This is a genomic window from Streptomyces sp. NPDC048506, assembly GCF_040651315.1.
In the GTDB taxonomy this organism is placed as follows: domain Bacteria; phylum Actinomycetota; class Actinomycetes; order Streptomycetales; family Streptomycetaceae; genus Streptomyces.
Map to the genome: position 1 here is coordinate 67,363 of NZ_JBEZIX010000037.1, position 19,582 is coordinate 86,944.

Sequence of the window (19,582 nt, forward strand, 5' to 3'; positions counted from 1 at the left end):
CGGCTTCGTGCCGGGCGAGGGCGCCGGGGTGGTCGTCCTCAAGCGCCTGGCCGACGCGCTGCGCGACGGCGACCGCATCCACGGAGTGATCCGCGGGTCGGGCGTGAACCAGGACGGAACGACCAACGGGCTCACCGCGCCCAGTGCCCGGTCGCAGGAACGCCTGCTGCGCAGCGTCTACGACCGCGCCGGTGTCGACCCCGCCGGCATCCAGCTGATCGAGGCGCACGGCACCGGCACCCCGCTGGGCGACCCCATCGAATTCGAGGCGCTGCGCGCCGCGTTCGGTGACGCCCCGGAAGGCGGCTGCGCCCTGGGGTCGGTCAAGACCAACCTCGGGCACACCCAGTTCGCCGCGGGCGTGGCCGGAGTCATCAAGGTGCTGCTGGCGCTCGACCACGCACAGCTGCCGCCGTCGCTGCACTACCGCCGCAGCAACCCGGCCATCGCGCTGGAGGGCAGCCCGTTCTACGTCAACACCCGTCTGCGCCCGTGGCCGGCACCGGAGAACGGTCCGCGCCGCGCCGCTGTCAGCTCCTTCGGCGCGGCCGGTACCAATGCGCACGCGGTGATCGAACAGGCCCCCGCCACGGAGACCGCCGGACACGCCCCGCGGCCGGGCTGGCTGATCCTGCTGTCCGGACAGGACGACGCCACACGCCGCGCCCAGGTGGAGCGCCTGCTGGAGCACGCTCTCGCGCACGAGGACCTCGACCTGGGCGACGTGGCCCACACCCTGGCCACCGGCCGCCGGCACTGCGGCCACCGCTGGGCCTGCGTGGCGGCGGACCGCGAACAGCTGATCGCCGCCCTGCGGACGTGGCTGCGCGAGGGCCGGGCGCAGGGCGTGGTCACCGGTGAGGCGGCCGACGGGCGCCGCCACCAGGACCCGGCCGGGCACGCCCGGGCGGGTCGTCTGATGGCCGAGCGCCACCGCACCGACGGCCTCACCGAGCTGGCCGCGCTCTTCGCGCAGGGACTCGACCTGCGTTTCGCCCCGCTCTTCGACGACGGCGGTTTCCGCATCCTCTCCCTTCCGCCCTACCCCTTCGCCGGTGAGCGTTACTGGGCCGCCCCGCGCCCGCCCCGCTCCGGTGCCCCCGCCGCCGGGTCGCCGCTGGAAGGCCGAAGGCGACCCGGCGAGTCCGGCTCGTCGTCCTTCGCCCTCGACCTGACGGGAGGCGAGTTCTTCCTCGACGACCACCGCGTGCACGGCGTGCCGGTGCTCCCCGGCGTGGCCTACCTGGAGATGGCGTACGCGGCGGCCCGGGCCGAAGGCCTTGAGCCCACCGGCGTCCGCCTGCGCAACGTCGTCTGGTCGCGCCCCGCACGCATCACCGGGCCGACCCCGGTCCGGATCGCGTTGCGGCGGCGGTCGGACGACGGCTTCGGCTACGAGATCACCACGGCGGCCGGGGACGAGCGGCCCGTGGTGCACGGTCAGGGGCTCCTCGAACCGGCCACGGCGGCTTCGCCCGCCCGCCTGGACGTCGCCGCGCTGCGCGCCCAGTGCGATGTGCGCACCGTGGAACACGAGGACTGCTACCGGATCTTCGACGGTATGGGCATCGGCTACGGTCCCGCGCTGCGGGGCCTGCGGCGGATCCACGTCGGTGCCGGGCTCGTCGTGGCGCGGCTGGAACTGCCCCCGGCCGCACGGGACGGCGCCGCCTGGACCCTGCACCCGTCGATGCTCGACGCCGCGCTCCAGGCCACCGTGGGCCTGTCGTTGACCCGGGACACCGACGACGTGGTCACCGCACTGCCCTTCGTCCTGGAGGAGGTGCAGCTGCTCGCGCCGAGCCCGGCCAGCGGGTGGGCCGTGGTGCGGCCCGCCGCCAACGACCGCGACGGGGCCGTGCGCCGTATCGACATCGAGCTGTGCGACGACGCCGGCCAGGTGTGTGTCCGCCTGCTCGGCTTCAGTACCCGTGTGCTGTCAACGAGGCGTGAAACGGCAGTAGTTGATGGTACGTCAGGGGCGCCCGGCACCCCGTCCGAGGGCGCCTCGCTCACCCTCATGCGTGCCGGCTGGCGCCCTGCCGAGCCCACCGGGGCGTCCGGTCCGGTCGCGCGGCACGAGGTGCTGCTCGGTGGGTTGGACGGGTTGGATCCCGCGCAGGTCGGTGCCGGGCTGGGCGTGCCGTGTGCCGCACTGCCCGCGGAGGACGACCCGGTCCTGCGCTACGGCCACCACGCCGAGGCGGTGCTGACGCGGCTGCGGCAGCTCATCCCGGCGACCCGTGACGAACAGGTGCTGTTGCAGCTGGTCGTGCCCGCCGACGGCGAGGACCGGCTGCTCGCAGGCCTGGGCGGCCTGCTGCGCACCGCCCGCATGGAGCACCCCAGGCTGCTGACCCAGCTCATCGAGGTGGAGGCGTCCGTCGACACCGCGACCCTGTGCGAGCGCCTGCGCGCGGACGCGGCCGGCCCCGACGACGTGGCCGTGCGGTACTCCTCCGGGCAGCGCCTGGTGCCGCAGTGGACCGCCGTCGAGGACGCGCCGCCGGTCCGGCCCTGGAAAGCCGGCGGCGTCTACCTCGTCACCGGGGGAGCCGGCGGGCTCGGTGCGGTGTTCGCCCGCGACATCGCGGCACGGGCGCCCGGTGCCACCCTCGTGCTGTGCGGGCGTTCACCGGAGGGCTCCCGCCAGCGGGAGCTGGTGCGCGCGCTCGCCGACGCAGGAGCGCAGGCGAGCTACCGGGTGGTGGACGTGGCCCGGCGCGAGGCCGTGACCGCCTGCGTGGACGCGATCGTCGCCGAGCACGGGCGCCTGGACGGCGTCGTCCACACCGCCGGTGTGGTGCGCGACGGCTACCTGGCCACGAAGAGCGGCGCAGACCTGCGGGACGTGCTCGCCGCCAAGGTCGCCGGGCTGGTGCACCTCGACGAGGCCACCGCCGGCCTCGACCTGGACTGCTTCGTCGCCTTCTCCTCGCTCTCGGCCTTCGGCAACCCGGGCCAGGGCGACTACGCGGCGGCCAACGCCTTCATGGACGGCTACGCGACGCTGCGCCAGGAGCGGGTGGCCCGCGAGGAACGCCACGGCCGCACACTCGTGATCGGCTGGCCCCTGTGGGCCGACGGCGGCATGACGGTCGACGCCGCCACCGAGAGCCGTCTGCGGGAGACCGTCGGCATGGCTCCGATGCGTGCCCCACAGGGCGTGGAGGCGCTGATGCGCGCCTACGGCAGCGGTGAGCCGCATGTGATGGCGGTCTACGGCGACCGCGCCCGGATCGACGCCACCCTCCTGGCCGCACCGGAGACCACCGCCGTCGCCGCGCCCGACCGGGCGGCCCTGCACGCGACGGTCCTCGGCCGCACGATCGGCCATGCGGCGACCGTGCTGGGCGTCCCGGCACACGAGATCGACGGCGCCGTGGAGTTGAGCGAGTACGGATTCGACGCGGTCTCGCTCACCGTGCTCGCCGACCGGCTCACCGCGGAGTTCGCCCTGCCCGCGGCGCCCAAGCCGTTCCCCGAACACCTGACCCTGGGAGAGGTCGTGGACCACCTGCTCGACAACCATCCCCGCCGCTTCGGGACGCTCGCCCCGCCGCCCGCGCCCCCGCGCCCGACCGGACCGGAGCCGACGCCCGACCGGGCGGCGCAGCACAAGACGCTGCTGAAGAAGCTCATCGCACGCGTCTCCGTCCTGCTGGACGTCCCGGCCGAACGGATCACCGGTGCGGCCGAGATGACCCGGTACGGCTTCGACTCGCTCTCGTTCATCGGCTTCGCCAACGAGCTCAACGCGGAGTTCGGACTCTCCCTGTCGCCCACCCAGTTCTTCGAGAACCCCACGCTGGACGGGCTCGTGGAGCACCTTCTCGACCAGCACGCCGACCGCGTCACCGGCGCGCCCGAGGAGCCGGCAGAGCCGTCCGCGGCAGCACCGCCCGCCCGGCGGCCCGGCACGCCCGCGCCCGACACCGCGGAGGACGGTGCACCGGCGGCCGGGGCGTCCGAGGCCGGCACGCCCGGGAACGAACCCATCGCCGTGATCGGCATCAGCGGCCGCTTCCCCATGGCGGACGACCTCGACGCGTTCTGGGAGAACCTGAGCGAGGGACGCGACTGCACCCGCGAGGTCCCCGCCGACCGCTGGGACTGGCGCGCGCACTTCGGCGACCCCGTCAGGGACCCCAACACGTCCAATGTGACGTCGGGCGGCTTCATGGACGGCGTGGGGGACTTCGACCCGCTGTTCTTCGACATCTCGCCCAAAGAAGCCGAGTTGATGGACCCCCAGCAGCGCCTGCTGATGCTGTACGTGTGGAAGGCGCTGGAGGACGCCGGCTACGCGGCGGACGCGGTCGCCGGCAGCAACACCGCCCTCATCGTCGGCACCACCAGCACCGGCTACAGCACCCTGGTCACACGCTACTCGCCGGTGATCGAAGGGTACGACATCACCGGAGCGGCCCCCTCGATGGGCCCGAACCGGATGAGCTACTTCCTCGACCTGCACGGACCGAGCGAGCCGGTCGACACGGCCTGTTCCAGCGCGCTGGTCGCCCTCCACCGGGCCGTCCAGACCCTCCGCCAGGGCCAGTCGGACCTGGCGATCGCCGGTGGCGTCAACACCATCGTCAGCGTCGACGGCCACATCAGCATCTCCAAGGCCGGGATGCTCAGCCCCGAAGGCCGGTGCAAGACCTTCTCCGACCGCGCCGACGGCTACGCCCGCGGTGAGGGCGTCGGCATGCTGGTGCTCAAGAGGCTCTCGGCGGCGGAGCGCGACGGCGACCACATCTACGGCCTGATCCGCGCCACGGCCGAGAACCACGGCGGCCGGGGCAGCTCGTTGACCGCCCCCAACCCCCGGGCCCAGGCCGCCTTGCTGCGCGAGGCGTACGGCACGGCGGGGATCGACCCGCGGACCGTGGGCTACATCGAGGCCCACGGCACCGGCACCAAACTCGGTGACCCCGTGGAGATCAACGGCCTCAAGGCCGCGTTCCGCGCCCTCTACGAGGAGCACGGCGCGACGGTGGAGGAGGCCCACTGCGGCGTCGGCTCTGTCAAGACCAACATCGGTCATCTGGAGCTGGCGGCGGGCGCGGCGGGCGTGATCAAGGTGCTGTTGCAGATGCGGCACCGCACGCTGGTGCAGAGCCTGCACTGCGAGAGCGTCAACCCGTACATCGACCTGGAGGGCAGCCCGTTCCGCCTGGTCCGGGAGCGGCAGCCCTGGCCCGCTCCGCGCGATGCGGAGGGGCGTGAGCTGCCGCGTCGGGCCGGCGTCAGCTCGTTCGGCTTCGGCGGCGTCAACGCCCATGTGGTCCTGGAGGAGTACGTACCGCGCAGCGCCCCGGACCGGGCGCCCACCGGGCGGATCCCGGTCCTGTTGTCGGCGACCCACCCCGACGTGCTGCGGACGCTCGTCACGCGCTGGGTCGAGGCGCTCCGCCGCGGGGACTACGCCGACACCGACCTCCCCGCGATCGCCCACACCACGCAGACGGGACGCACGGCCATGACCGAGCGTCTCGCCTGCCTGGCCCGCACCGTCGACGAACTCAGGGCGCAGCTGGAGTCCTGGCTGCGCGGTGAGCCCGCCGGCAACGTCTTCGGCGGCCGCGTCCCGCGCGGCACGGACCTGCCGGCCGCACCGGCCGGGTTCGGGGCGCGGGACGACCTCGCCGCCGCGGACGAGGGGGACTGGGCACGCCTGCTCCAGGCGTGGGTGCAGGGCGCGGAGTTCAGCTGGGACCGGCTCCACGCCGGGCGGCGCCCGCGCCGGATCTCCCTGCCGACCTACCCGTTCCGCCTGCGGCGCCACTGGGTCGACACCACGCGCCCCGCGAACGCTCCCGATGCCGCGGCGACGCACCCGCCGGTGCACACGAACACCGCGGACCCGGGCGAGCACCGGTACCCCTCGCACCCCACCGGCGAGCCTGCCCGGCAGGCACTCCAGCCACCGTCGGAGCCCTCGTCGCGGTCCGACGACGCCTATCTGCTGGACCTGATCGAAGCCATCGGCCGACGCGGAATGAGCGCGGACGAGTTCAAGAGGAGCCTGATATGAGCACCACGCCCGTGGATTCCCTGGACGACCTGCATCGGCTCATACGTGAGGGACGGGTGGGCAGGGACGAAGCGCTCGGCCTGATCCGCGGCTGGCAGCAGGCACAGGCCACCCGGCCGGCCTCCGGAGCCCCCGCCGAAGCCGAGGCCCGGGTCGCCGCCGACGCCCTGGCGGAACGCGTCAGCGCCGTCGTCGTGGAGACGGTCTGCGAGCTGCTGAAGGTGAGCGCGGCGGACCTGGACGTGGACGTCGACCTGAGCGAGTACGGGCTGGACTCGATCGTCATCACCCAGCTGGTGAACACGGTGAACGACGCCCTCGGCCTCGAACTCGCGCCCACCGTGTTCTTCGAGCACGCGACGATCCGGGCCTTCAGCGCGCATCTGACCGCGGAGCACGGTCCCGCGCTGGCCGCGCGCCTGGGTCTGCGGTCGCCCGCGGCAGGGACCGCCGATCCCGTCACGACCGTCCCCGCCGCAGTCCCCGCTGCGGAATCCGCCGCTGTCCCCGCTGCGGAATCCGCCGCCGGGCCCGCCGGGGAACCCGTCGTCGCCGCGCCGTCCGCCCGACCCGCCGGTGTGCCGGCATCCGCTCCGGTCCCGTTCGCCGCCACCGGACCGAACCCGCGGGACGTCGATCCCCTCGCGGTGGTCGGCATCAGCGGCCGCTTCCCGCAGTCCGAGGACATCGACGCCTTCTGGCGGAACCTCTCCGAAGGCCGCGACTGCATCGCGGAGGTCCCCGCCGACCGGTGGGACTGGCGTGCCTACTACGGCGATCCCCTCAAGGAGCCCGGCCGCACCGACGTCAAGTGGGGCGGCTTCATGGACGGCGTCGCCGACTTCGACCCGCTGTTCTTCGGCATCGCACCGAAGGACGCCGCGCACATGGACCCCCAGCAGCGGCTGCTGATGCTGTACGTGTGGAAGGCGCTGGAGGACGCCGGCTACGCCGCCGATGCCCTGGCGGGGAGCAGCCTCGGGCTGTTCGTCGGCACGGGCGACACCGGCTACGGCCTGCTCTCCGAACGCAGCGGCGGCAGCCGGGGCGTGTCGCCCACCGGCAGCGTCCCCTCGGTCGGCCCCAACCGGATGAGCTACTTCCTCGACGTCCACGGACCGAGCGAGCCGGTCGAGACCGCCTGTTCGAGCTCCCTGGTCGCCATCCACCGGGGCGTCGCCGCCATCGAACGCGGCGAATGCGACCTGGTCGTCGTCGGTGGCATCAACACCATCGTGATCCCCGACGGCCACCTCACCTTCAGCCGGTCGGGGATGCTCAGCACCGGAGGCCGGTGCAGGACCTTCTCCGACCGTGCCGACGGCTACGCCCGCGGTGAGGGGGTCGGCATGCTGGTGCTCAAGAGGCTCTCGGCGGCGGAGCGCGACGGCGACCACGTCTACGGCCTGATCCGCGCCACGGCCGAGAACCACGGCGGCCGGGCCAAGTCGCTGACCTCCCCCAACCCCAGGGCCCAGGCCATGCTCATCCGGCAGGCCTATGCGAAGGCGGGCATCGACCCGCGGACCGTGGGCTACATCGAGGCCCACGGCACCGGCACCGCGCTGGGCGATCCCATCGAGATCAACGGGCTCAAGGAGGCCTTCGGTGCCCTCTACGAGGAGCACGGCGCGACGGTGGAGGAGGCCCACTGCGGCATCGGCTCTGTCAAGACGAACATCGGCCACCTCGAACTCGCCGCGGGCATCGCGGGCGTGATCAAGGTGCTGTTGCAGATGCGGCACCGCACGCTGGTGCAGAGCCTGCACTGCGAGAGCGTCAACCCGTACATCGACCTGGAGGGCAGCCCGTTCCACCTGGTCCGCGAGCGGCAGCCCTGGCCCGCTCCGCGCGACGCGGAGGGGCGTGAGCTGCCGCGCCGGGCCGGTGTCAGCTCGTTCGGCTTCGGCGGCGTCAACGCCCATGTCGTCCTGGAGGAGTACGTGCCGCGCGCCGAGGCACCCACGAGCATCCCGCCGGGGCCGGTGGCCGTCGTGCTGTCGGCCGCCGGCCCCGAGACGCTCCGGGCCCGGGTCCAGCAGCTCGCCGACTGGCTCGACGCGGGCCGGATCGGCGAGGCCGACCTGCCGGACCTCGCCTACACCCTGCAAGTGGGGCGCGTCGCCATGGACGAACGGCTGGCCGTCCTCACCCACTCGCTCACCGAACTGCGCGAGCAGCTGGCGGCATTCCTCGACGGCTCCGGGGCCGGCGGCGTCCACACCGGACGGGCGCAGCGCATCGGTCCGTGGAGCGAGCTCGCCGGGGACGACGACATCGCCGTCGCCCTGGACAGCTGGATGGCCAAGGGCAAGTTCGCCGGCCTGCTCAAACTCTGGGTGGCCGGCTTCACCCTCGACTGGTGGCGGCTGTACCGGGAACGGCCGATGCGCCGCATCCCGCTGCCCACCTACCCGTTCCGCCTACAGCGCTACTGGACCGCCGACGAGAAGGGCACGACGCGGACACCACCGGGCACGCGGTCCTCGCCCTACCGCCGGGAGCTGAACGGGCAGGAGTTCTACCTGCGCGACCATCGCGTGGGCGAGGCACCCGTCCTGCCGGGCACCGCCTACCTCGCCTTCGTGTGCGACGCGCTCGCCGCCACCTCGTCCACCGCCGCCGCCACCGGCGTGCGACTGCGCGACGTGGTGTGGCTGCGGCCCCTGGAGGTCACCGAGCCGTGCGCACTGGGCGTCGAGACGGACCCCACGGGCGGGACGTTCGAGGTGTACGCCCACCACCAGGGGGAGCGCGTCCTGCACGCGAAGGGCACCGCCCAGGCCGACCCCGCGCTGACCGCGTCCGGTGACGCCCACGACATCGAGGCGCTGCGCGCGAGCTGCCCGTCCCGGCGCGACGCGGCCGAGTGCTACGCGACGTTCGCGCGCATGGGCCTGGGCTACGGGCCCGCCTTCCGGGCCGTCGAGGCGCTCTACCACGGCGAGGACATGGCGCTCGCCCGCCTGCGCCTGCCGGGGACGGCGGCCTCGTCGTTGACGCTCAACCCGGCCATGCTCGACGCCGCGCTCCAGGCGACGCTGGGCCTGGCGCTCGACGAGCGGGGCGGCACTGCTTCCGGCACGGCGCTGCCGTTCACCGTGCGCGAGGTGCAGGTGCTGGCTCCCACCCCGACCGAGGGCTGGGCGCTGGTGCGGCGGGCAGCGGACGACCGCCCCGACTCCGGGGTACGCCGCCTGGACGTCGAACTCTGCGACCCGCAGGGCAGGGTCTGCGTGCGACTGCTGGGCTTCGGCACGCGCACCCAGCGCACCCCGGCGCCCAGCACGGTGCCCGCCGTCGCCTCCGCCGCCCCGCCCGCGCTGCTGATCCAGGCGGACTGGCGGGAGAGCGCGGCACCCGAGCACCCCGGCGACGACGTGATCCGGCACGTCGTGCTGTGCGAACTGCCGGAGACGGATGCCGCCGCGCTGGGCGAGGCCGTGGGAGGTGGCTGTGAGAGCTGGCAGGCCGACGGCGAGCTCGCCACGCGCGGTACCGCATACGCCGTGCGCCTGCTGGAACTGCTGCGTGACAAGGCGCAGGAGGCGGCCCGGCCGCCGCGCCTGATCCAGGTCGTCACCCCCGCTCACGCGCCCTGGCTGCGCGGGCTGAGCGGGATGCTCCGCACGGCCCGCATGGAGCACCCCAAGCTGCTGACGCAGTGGATCGAGGTGGACGGGAACCCCTCGCCGGCCGAACTGGCCGGACGACTCCGGCGCGACGGCGCCGACTCCGATGAGGAGGCGGTGCGCTACCGGGGAGGACGCCGACAGGTGTCCCACTGGCGGGAAGTCGCGCCCCCAGCCCCGGAACGGCCCTGGCGGGACGGCGGGGTGTACCTGCTGACCGGTGGCGCCGGTGGGCTCGGTGCCCTGTTCGCCGAGGACATCGCCCGACGCGTCGAGGCACCCGTCCTGGTCCTGTGCGGCCGCAGCCAGGCCGGACCGGACCAGGAGGAGTTGCTCACCGCCTTGCGCGCGTTGGGAGCCAGGGCCGCCTACCGCACCCTCGACGTCGCCGACCGCGCCGAGGTGTTCCGGGTCGTGCGCGAGGTCGAGGCCGAGTACGGCGCTCTGCACGGCGTCGTGCACGCCGCGGGAGTGCTGCGCGACGGCTTCGTCGTCCGGAAGAGCACGGCGGATCTGCGGGACGTCTTCGCGGCCAAGGTCAGCGGGCTGTGCCACCTCGACGAGGCCACCGCCGGCACGCCGCTCGACTGCTTCATCGGCTTCTCCTCGATGGCCGCCTTCGGCAACGTCGGACAGGCCGACTACGCCGCGGCGAACGCCTTCATGGACGGTTACGCCGCCCACCGCACCGCCCTGACGGACCTGGGCCGCCGGTCGGGGCGCACCCTGATGGTCGACTGGCCGCTGTGGGAGAAGGGCGGCATGGGCGCCGACGCGTCGACCGTGAGCCTGCTGGAGTCCGTCGGGATGCGGCCGATGCGGTCGTCCGTGGGCGTGGACGCGCTGGACCGCCTCTGGGCGGCCCGACTGCCGAGCGCCATCGCCCTGGACGGTGACCACGCACGGATGCGGGAGCGGTTCCTTTCGACCGCGGAGCCCGAAGGCGAGCGCGCGGAGCCGGGCGAGGCACCGGAACCGCACGCCGCACCGTCGACCGTGGCGGCCGTGACGGCAGAACTCATGGCGACCCTGCTGGAGGTCGACGCGCAGACCCTGCGGTGGGACGAGCCCCTGCACACCTACGGCTTCGACTCCATCTTCATGATGCAGTTCCTCAGCCAGGCACAGACGCGGATGGACCCGGCCCTCACCCTCGACGTCATAGCCGACTGCGAGACGTTGCAGCAGGTCGCCGACGCCATCGCCGCCGCGACGTCCCCGGAGCCCGCCGCGATGTCCTCGGAGCCCGCCACGGCCTCTCCGGAGTCCACCGCGACCTCCCCGGAGTCCACCGCGACCTCCCCGGAGCCCGCCGCGGCGGAGGAGCCGGGCCCGGTCCGCGTGGCCGAACCCACGGCCCGTCCGGCCGAGCCGGCGTCGCCGGACGACTTCCCCGAACTGGTCCGGATGAACGGTGTAACCGCGGGCAGGCCCGTCTTCTGGATCCACCACGGCAACGGCGGCGTCGAGTCCTACGCCCCGCTCGCCGCACGGTGCCCGCGCCCCTTCTACGGCATCCAGCCCAAGGGGTGGATCGACTCCACCGACATCCTCACCGGCCAGTACGCCATGGCCGAGTACTACGCCTCCGCCATCCTCGCCGTGGCGCCGGAAGGCCCGTACGACATCGGCGGATTCTCCCTCGGCGGCCTGTTCGCCTACGAGGTCGTCCGACAGCTCCAGCTCCGGGACGCAACCGTGCGCTCGCTGGTCATGCTGGACACGCTGGACGCGACCTCGACCAACAAGGCCAACGCCCTGATCGTCGGAGGGGACTTCGACCCCGAGGTGGTGGCCAAGGTCAGCGCGTTCCGCGCGGTCAACCTGATCCTCGGCGCCAACCGCTTCGACGCCCACGGGGGCACCACCCCGATCCTGCGCCGCGACGAGGTCGACGCCACGCTCGACAGCACACGCTTCCTCGACTCCCTCGTCGACGCCGCCCTGGCACGTGGCGTCCACAAGACCGAGGCACAACTGCGCGCCCGGGTCGGCCAACTGGCCCGCTACTTCGAGGCCACACAGGGCGAGACGTACACGGTGGACCCCCTGCCGCGGCGCGACGACCTGAGCTGCTACTACCTGCGCAACCGCAGCGGCCGGTTCTTCGGGGCCTTCGAGGAGCACATGGTGCTCTTCCCGAACCCGGACCTGCCGACGGTAGACGGCAGCGCCTACTGGCAGGAGTGGCACGACGCGATCGACGACTTCTTCACGATCGACGTCGACACCGCCATGCACGCCGACGTCATGACGGCCCCGCAGGCGCTCGACAAGCTGATGCGCCTGTGCGACCGGCTCTACGCCGCCGACGACGCCCCCGCGGGCCGTGCACGGGGAGGACACTGACATGAAGGCCGTGGTCTTTCCCGGTCAGGGAGCCCAACAGCGCGGCATGGGACGGGAGTTGTTCGATTCCTGCCCTTCGCTCACCGAAGAGGCCTCCGAGGTGCTCGGGTACTCCGTCCGCGAACTGTGCCTGGACGACCCGCGGCGCCAGCTGGGCCGCACCGAGTACACCCAACCCGCGCTGTACGTGGTCGGTGCGCTCTCCTACTGGCGCTGGCGCGAGGAGAACGGCGACGAGCCGGCCTACTTCGCCGGACACAGCCTGGGGGAGTACTGCGCCCTGCACGCCGCGGGCGCCTTCGACTTCGCGACCGGGCTGCGCCTCGTCCAACGGCGGGGCGCCCTGATGGCGCAGGCCCGGGACGGCGGCATGGCGGCGGTGGTCGGCACCGAGCCGGCACGGCTGCGCGCGCTCCTCGACGACGGCGGCTTCGGCGGCCTGACCGTGGCCAACGACAACGCGCCGCAGCAGAAGGTCGTCTCCGGCGACATCGACACCATCGGCGCACTGGTGCCGTATCTGGAGTCGCGGGGCGTGCGCTGTGTCCGGCTGAACGTGTCCGGCGCCTTCCACTCACCGCTGATGCGGCCGGCACAGCGGGATTTCGCCCACTTCATGGCGGGCTTCTCCCTCGGCGACCCCAGGACCCCCGTGATCGCCAATGCCACCGCGCGCCCGTACGGACCCGGCCGGACCGCCCACACGCTCGTCGACCAGATCGTGCAGCCGGTGCGCTGGACCGAGAGCGTCGGTCACCTCCTCGACCGTGGCGTGACCGACTTCGTCGAACTCGGCGGCCGGGTGCTCGGCAGGCTGATCGAGCAGATCCGCTCGGCCCCGCGGCCGGCTGCGGCTTCCGGCACGCCGGCTACGGCGTCCGGCACTCCGACTACGGCGTCCGGCACTCCGACTACGGCGTCCGGGACCCCGGTCCCGGCGTCCGACACTCCGGCTGCGGCGCTGGGCAGCGCCGTGTTCCGCCGCCGCATGGGCGTGCGGCACGCGTACGCGGTGGGCGGCATGTACCGGGGCATCGCCTCGGCCGAGATGGTCGTGCGGCTCGGCCGCAACCGCATGCTCGGCTTCCTGGGAACCGGCGGCCTGCCGCCGGCCGAGGTCGAACAACAACTGCGGGCCGTGCAGCGGGGCCTGGCCGACGGTGAGCCCTACGGCGTCAACCTGCTGGCCAACCACGACGACCCCGCCGCCGAGCGCGCGCTGGTCGAGCTGCTGATGCGGCACCGCGTCCCCGTCGTCGAAGCCTCGGCCTTCATGCGGATGACCCCCGCCCTCGTCCTCTACCGGGCGCGTGGCCTGCGCCGCGGCGCGGACGGCGAGACCGTGTGCGACCACCGCGTCGTGGCCAAGGTCTCGCGGCCGGAGGTCGCGCAGGCGTTCCTGTCGCCGGCGCCGGAGTCGGTGCTGGAAGGGCTCCGCCGGGAGAACGCGCTCACCGAGGAGCAGGTGGAGCTCGCCCGGACGGTGCCGATGAGCCATGACATCACCGTCGAGGCGGACTCCGGCGGGCACACGGACGGCGGCGTCGCCACCGTCCTGATGCCGGCCATGCTCGACCTCCGGCGGCAGGCGCAGGAGCGCCACGGCTACCGCGAGGCGATCTGCATGGGCCTCGCCGGCGGCCTCGGCACCCCCTCGGCGGTGGCGGCGGCCTTCATGCTGGGCGCGGACTATGTGCTCACCGGTTCCATCAACCAGTGCACGGTGGAATCCGGTACGAGCCCCGCGGTCAAGGACATGTTGCAGGACGCCGGAATCGCCGATACCGCATACGCCCCCGCCGGCGACATGTTCGAGATGGGGGCCAAGGTGCAGGTACTGCGGAAAGGCGTCTTCTTCCCGACCCGGGCCAACAAACTGTTCTCCTTGTACTCCCACTACGACAGCCTCGATGAGATCCCCGAAAAGACGCGTTCCCTCCTGGAGCGGACCTACTTCGGAAAGAGCATCGAGGAGGTCTGGGAAGAGGTCCGCGTCTATCTCCGCTCCCGGGGGCTGGACGCCGAGACCGATGCGCACCCCAAACAGAAGATGGCCCAGGTGTTCCGGTGGTACTTCTTCCACACCACGCGCCTGGCCATGGCGGGGGACAGCTCCGGCACGGTGAACTACCAGGTCCACACCGGACCCGCGCTCGGCGCCTTCAACCAGTGGGTCGACGGCACGGAATGGGCGTCGTGGGGGAACCGCCACGTCGACCGGATCGGCCTCATGCTGCTCGACGGCGCCGCCGAGCACATCGCCGCCGCCTGCCGCCAGTGGCGCGACACCCTCGGTGGGCGGCCGGACGCCTGACCCCGGGCAGGAAATGCCGTGTCGGAATCGCGTCGATTCCATGCGCGGCGCGGCGTTACTGAGGAAGTACGGTGCCGCCGGGGCCGCGGCCCCGGCGGCACCCAGGACGCCGGGCCGACCGCGTTCAGTCGGTTCGGACGTGCTTCGCCAGCGCGTTCAGCGTCCGTTGCCAGGCGTCCTCGGCGGCCGCGGCGTCGTAGTAGTCGGGGCGTTCGTCGTTGAAGAAGCCGTGGCCCGCCTCGTGGTAGGTGACCTGTTCATGGGCGACGCCCGCGGCGTCGAGGCGCCTGCCGATCCGGTGCCACTCGTCGAGCGACATCACGAAGTCGTTCGCGCCGAAGAGCCCCAGCACGAAGCCGGCGTTCGCAGCGATGGCCTCGCTGTCGGCGACCGGAGGCAGCGGCTCGGCCAGCGGGATCCCACCGTCCAGCAGCCACCCCCCGTAGTAGTTGACGACCAGATCGAAGGGCATCGCCGTTGCCCCGAGCATGGCGATGTGCCCGCCGACGCTGAACCCGAGGATCGCCGTGCCACCACCACCGGCGTACTGCCGGGCGGTGACCCGCGCCGCGGCGATGTCGGACCGTACCTCGTCCCGGCGCAGCCCCTTCATCAGCGCCATGGTCGGCGGATCGCGCGCATCCGGAACGGGCTGGGTCGCAGGGTGCCTCCCGGTACGGGACGACGGACCCGTTGGCCGGGCAGCGGCTCCAGATGCCAGTGGTGGGTGATCGTGGCGAGGGCGAGGGTGGCTTCCGTCAGGCCGAAGGTGTCGCCGATGCACTTGCGAGCACCCCCTCCGAACGGAACGCATGCCTCCCGTGGCGGGGCGGTGGGGCCCGGCATCCACCGGTCGGGGTCGAGGCGCTCGGGGTCGCCATACAGTTCGGGGCGGAGATGGACGAGGTAGGGGCTGTAGACGACCAAGGTGCCGGCGGGAAGGTCATGGCCGCCCAGTCGGGTGTCGGTGGTGACGACGCGGGGCACGGCCCACACCGGTGGCCAGAGGCGCAGGGTCTCGTTGACCACACGCGCCGTCAGGTGCAGGCGGGGCAGGTCGTCGTAGGCCGCCGTCCAGCCGTCGAGCACGGTGTCGACCTCGGTGCGCAACGGGTGGGCGACGTCGGGGTGTTGGGCCAGCAGAGCCAGCAGAGCCAGCAGAGCCAGCGGAGCGCGCAGCAAGGGCAGCAGATGTCCGAGCAGCGGCAACGCGCCACGGGGGGTCGGCAGCGGCGGTGAGAAGGCCTGTGGCATGGCGAGCGCTCCTCCCCGGTGACCCTTGGCCTCCGTCGAGTCGGGCACGGGCTCTCCCGGGCTCCGGTGCAGCGCACTCGCCCGCGAACCGAACGTGGTCGCATCGACCGCGAAGGAACCGGTTACGGAAAAGTGTGCATCAGTTCGTCATGCCGATACCAGGCGCGCTTCCCCGGGCCCGATGCGTGATGCGACTTCAGCGCCCTTTTATGCGGCGGCCACAGGGAAAGGACGCCGGACTGCACGACTCCGCGCGCCGCCGGGAAATTCTTCCGGTTTCGGGCCGGGCGCGCATTTCCCGGCGCTTCAAGAATCCGCGCGTTTACGGCTCGACGCGCCGTGTGTGCTTCGTGCACGCTTGCCGCCGCCTCGCGCGCCAGGTCACGCGCCCTGGGTGCCTGCGGTCCCAGCCGACTATCGTGATGACGCGTCACGCGTCTTTCCCTGCGCTCCGGAGGCGGAGCGCACTGCTCTTGGCCGACAGGCCCCCACATTCCCAGAGCTCTCCGGCGCGCGGGAACGTGCGGAAATCGAGTATTGAGCCCGTTCGAACATCTACGGCATTCGGTGCAGGTGCGCAACAGTAGTCGATTATATGACAGGAAGGCTTGTGCGGGTGTTGGTACGACGGTGGCTGGATGAGGCCGGCATCTACGACCCGGCCCTGCGACGGTGTTATGTCGAATGCATTCGGGACGCAGCCGACCAGGACGGGGGGAACGCCCGTTGGTGGGGCCTGAGGTCGGTGCCCGCGGCGCTGCGTCCCCACGTCGGGGCTGTCATCAGTATGGGGTTCGCCGTCGACCGATGTGCCGACACCGGCCCGGCCGACCAGCGACGGCGACGGTTCGACGAGTACGCCGATGCCGTGCTGTCCGCCCTGGCCACCGGCCGGGCGGCCGACCCGGTCCTGCACGCCGTAGCCCATACGTTCCGTACCTTCGGACTGCCGGTGTCGTTGTGCGAGGACTTCCTCGCCGCGGGGCGGCAGGACCTCGACTTCGCCGAGTTCGCGACGTACGAGGAGCTGCGCCGGTGGTCGACGAACTCGACCGGTGCCCCGACGGTCCTCATGGTGGGACTGCTGGTGGGCCCCGACGTCGCCGGCCGACTGGAGCCCGAGCTGCGCGAGTTCGGCGAGCTGGGCCAGCTCATGGACGTGCTCTGCGACCTCGGTGAGGACCTGCGCGACGGGCGACTGTACCTGCCCCTGGAAGATCTCGACCGGTTCGGGGTCCGCGCCGAGGACGTCCGGGCGAGACGGTGGACCTCCGGTATGGCCGGACTCGTCCGCTTCGAAGCCGAACGCATCACCCGCCGTCTTCCCACCCTGGTCGCCGCGCTGCAACCCGGCACCAGCGGCTGTTTCCTGGGAGTGGTGGAGAAGTACTGCGCACTGGTGTTGCGGGAGGTACTGGCCGACGGCGCCGCCGTACTGCATCGCTCCCCGCGGCCGCCGCTCACCGACGCGCTGGCCGTGTGGCAGCCGCACTGGCGCAGCACGATTCCCTGCTGAACGCGGAGGAGCCCAGGCATGACGGTCGTTTCTTCCGAACCTCTGATCCCGCTCCTCCAGGCCGAGTTGCGCCGGTGGGTCGGCAATGGCGAGAACCTCCTGGAACTGGTCTGTCTGGACGCGCTGTTCCCCTCGGGCAAACTCCTGCGCCCGGTCCTGTGCGTGGAGTCGGCGAAGTCCGTGGGCGGTGACGTCGGCGCCGTGCTCACGTTCGCGGCCGGCCTCGAGTGCCTCCACGTGGCCAGTCTGATCCACGACGACATCGTCGACCAGGACCCCGTGCGTCGCGGACGGGCCTCGACCGCCGAGCAGTTCGGCATCGCCGAGGCGTTGCTGGCCGGGGACGCGTTGTCGATGACGGGCTACACGGCGATGATCAGCGGTCGGCCGGGGGACCGCGTGCTGGAGGCGGTGCGCGTGGTGGTCGACGCGCTGAACCGCATGTGCCGCGCCATGATGAGGGAGACGGAGATCCGGGAAGACCTGGACTGTGGCCTGTCCACCGTCCTCGGGGTGATCCGTGGCAAGACCGCCGCCTTGATCGGCGCGGCCTGCGAGTCCGGTGCCATCCTGGTGGGCGCCACACACGCCCAGAAGGGACACCTGCGCCGTTACGGAGAGCTGATCGGCCAGGCGTTCCAGATGCGCGACGACCTGCTGCCGTACACGGTGGACGACCGGGTGACCGGCAAGACCGCGGTGAGCGATGTCGCCAACCGGCAACCGACGCTGCCGGTCGTGCTGGCCTATCAGGCGGCGTCCGAGGCCGACCGTCGGCGCCTCACCACGGTCTTCCGCGGTGACGTCGATCCCGTCACGGCGCATCGGGACGTGCTGGACATCGTGCTCAGGACCGGTGCGGCCGTCGAGACGGCGCGACAGGCCCACGCCTGCGTCGACGCCGCCCGCGCGGAACTCGACGCGCTGCCCCACCCCGCTCGGCTCGCCGAACTGGCCCTCTCCGTCGTGGACCGCCACCGCTGAAGGAGTCCGATGTCCCTACAGGTACGGCAGTTGCGCCATGCGTACGGCAAGCGGCTCGTCCTGCGCGACGTCACCTTCGAGGTGCCCGACGGCGCGCTGGTCGGTGTGGTGGGCGAGAACGGCGCCGGCAAGACCACGCTGCTGCGCATCCTGTGCGGCGAGCTGACCCCGACCGGCGGCGCGGCCTCCCACACCGGCCGGATGGGGTACTGCCCCCAACAGGCCGTGCTGAACGACGCGTTCACCGTCCGCCAGCATCTGTGGTTCTTCCGGCTGGCCTACCGGCTGCCCGACACACGGCGCGGTGAGGAGCTGATGGACGGGCTGCGCTTCGCCGACTGCCGGGACGAACGCGTCGGCACGCTCAGCGGCGGCACCCGGCAGAAGCTCAACCTGACCCTCGCGCTGATGCACGACCCCGAGGTGCTGCTGCTCGACGAGCCGTACCAGGGCTTCGACTGGGACACCTACCTGCGCTTCTGGGAACTGGCCCAGCAGCTGCGCGACCGTGGCCGCTCGGTGTTGGTGATCTCGCACCTCGCCCATGACACCGCACGCCTCGACACGGTGTACCGGCTGGGGGCCGGTGTGCTGCGGCCGGACGCCACGGCCGGGGGAGGCCGTTAGATGTACTTCCTGGCCGCCACCCGCATGGCGTTGATCGAGCACCTCCGCAACCGGCTGGCCCTGTGGCTGGTCGTGTTGTACGTGCCGATGTGGCTGCTCCTGGTCGATCTGGTGATCTCCGACGCTCCCGTCCGGTTCGTCCTGCGCGCGACGGGGGCCACGCTGTGGGCCCGCGGCAACCAACTCAGTCAGATGTCCGGGGCGCTCAACACGGTCACCCAGATCGCGGGCTTCATGATGTTCTCGGTCACCTTCGCCTCGGGCGCGTTCGACCGCCGGCTGGCGCTCGCGGGATACCCGCGGGTCCATCTCGTGACGGCCAAGTCGTGCGCCCTGGTCGTGGTCTCCACGGTCGTCTCCGGCTACGCGGCCCTGATCATGACGCTCTTCTGGCACCCGCGGCAGCCATGGCTGCTGGCCGTCAGCCTGTTCACCGCGGCGCTCACCTACGGCGCGCTCGGTGTGCTGCTCGGGGCGCTGTTGCGCGGGGAACTCGAAGGCATGTTCCTGATCATCATGACCAGCATCGTGGACGCGGGCCTACAGAACCCGATCTCGAACAACGCCGCGGGGAGCGACGTCGAACGCGTACTGCCGACCCACGGTGCCACCCAAGCGGCGAGGGCCGCCGGCTACTCGTCCGCCACGTCCCTCGACTACCTGGCCCTCCAGCTCGCCTGGTTCGCCGTCCTCACCGGTGTGGGGCTGGTCGTCTTCCACCGCCGCACCCGGGACCGGAGCGCGCGCCCGCCCCGCGCGCTCGCCCTCACGACACGAGCAGGAGGCACACGGCGAGGAAGGCCGGGAGCAGGACCAGGCAACCAAGGGTTCTGACCGTGGACTTTGTCTGCTCCCGCTGCTCCCGCTGC

9 protein-coding genes (1 of these 9 cut by a window edge) are annotated in these 19,582 nt (G+C 72.3%); 7 read left to right on the forward strand and 2 right to left on the reverse strand.

The genetic code is table 11. The features are described from left to right. The 3 genes in view from AB0C96_RS27605 to fabD are tightly spaced (at most 1 nt apart) and all read left to right on the forward strand, a layout consistent with a single transcriptional unit that may run on beyond the window. Window positions 1–6,037, forward strand: the end of a protein-coding gene (locus tag AB0C96_RS27605; RefSeq protein WP_362920883.1) for an SDR family NAD(P)-dependent oxidoreductase. Its footprint begins 17,477 nt before the window's first position; only the last 6,037 of its 23,514 coding nucleotides appear in the window; its start codon lies off the left edge, out of view; the stop codon is at window positions 6,035–6,037. Then, a complete protein-coding gene (locus AB0C96_RS27610; protein ID WP_362920884.1) occupies window positions 6,034–12,018 on the forward strand; it encodes an SDR family NAD(P)-dependent oxidoreductase in 5,985 nt (1,994 codons plus the stop codon). Before AB0C96_RS27605 ends, AB0C96_RS27610 begins: the two co-directional genes overlap by 4 nt. 1 nt (window position 12,019) lies before the next feature. After that, window positions 12,020–14,332, forward strand: a complete 2,313-nt coding sequence (gene fabD, locus AB0C96_RS27615) for an ACP S-malonyltransferase (protein WP_362920885.1) — start codon at window positions 12,020–12,022, stop codon at window positions 14,330–14,332. A gap of 124 nt (window positions 14,333–14,456) precedes the next feature. Here fabD and AB0C96_RS27620 read toward each other — a convergent pair whose 3' ends face one another. Further along, window positions 14,457–14,954 carry a dienelactone hydrolase family protein gene (locus AB0C96_RS27620; protein ID WP_362920886.1) on the reverse strand — a complete coding sequence of 166 codons (498 nt, stop codon included), beginning with the start codon at window positions 14,952–14,954 and terminating at the stop codon, window positions 14,457–14,459. Then, the gene (locus AB0C96_RS27625) at window positions 14,945–15,634 is read right to left on the reverse strand and encodes a cytochrome P450 (RefSeq protein ID WP_362920887.1); all 690 of its coding nucleotides are present in this window, start codon (window positions 15,632–15,634) and stop codon (window positions 14,945–14,947) included. The genes AB0C96_RS27620 and AB0C96_RS27625 overlap by 10 nt, the downstream gene beginning before the upstream one ends. Before the next feature lie 568 nt (window positions 15,635–16,202). On the opposite strand from AB0C96_RS27625, the gene AB0C96_RS27630 reads away from it, so the two are divergent. From AB0C96_RS27630 to AB0C96_RS27645, 4 genes are read left to right on the forward strand one after another with little or no spacing between them, the layout of a single operon-like run. After that, window positions 16,203–17,102: a squalene/phytoene synthase family protein gene (locus AB0C96_RS27630; protein WP_362920888.1), complete on the forward strand. Its 900-nt coding sequence runs from the start codon at window positions 16,203–16,205 to the stop codon at window positions 17,100–17,102. Between the two features lie 18 nt (window positions 17,103–17,120). After that, window positions 17,121–18,086, forward strand: coding sequence for a polyprenyl synthetase family protein (locus tag AB0C96_RS27635; protein ID WP_362920889.1), 966 nt, complete (start codon window positions 17,121–17,123; stop codon window positions 18,084–18,086). Between the two features lie 9 nt (window positions 18,087–18,095). Beyond that, window positions 18,096–18,713: an ABC transporter ATP-binding protein gene (locus tag AB0C96_RS27640; RefSeq protein ID WP_362920891.1), complete on the forward strand. Its 618-nt coding sequence runs from the start codon at window positions 18,096–18,098 to the stop codon at window positions 18,711–18,713. Further along, on the forward strand, window positions 18,714–19,547 hold the full coding sequence (locus tag AB0C96_RS27645) for an ABC transporter permease (RefSeq protein ID WP_362920893.1): 834 nt from the start codon (window positions 18,714–18,716) through the stop codon (window positions 19,545–19,547). The last annotated feature ends 35 nt before the right edge of the window (window positions 19,548–19,582 follow it).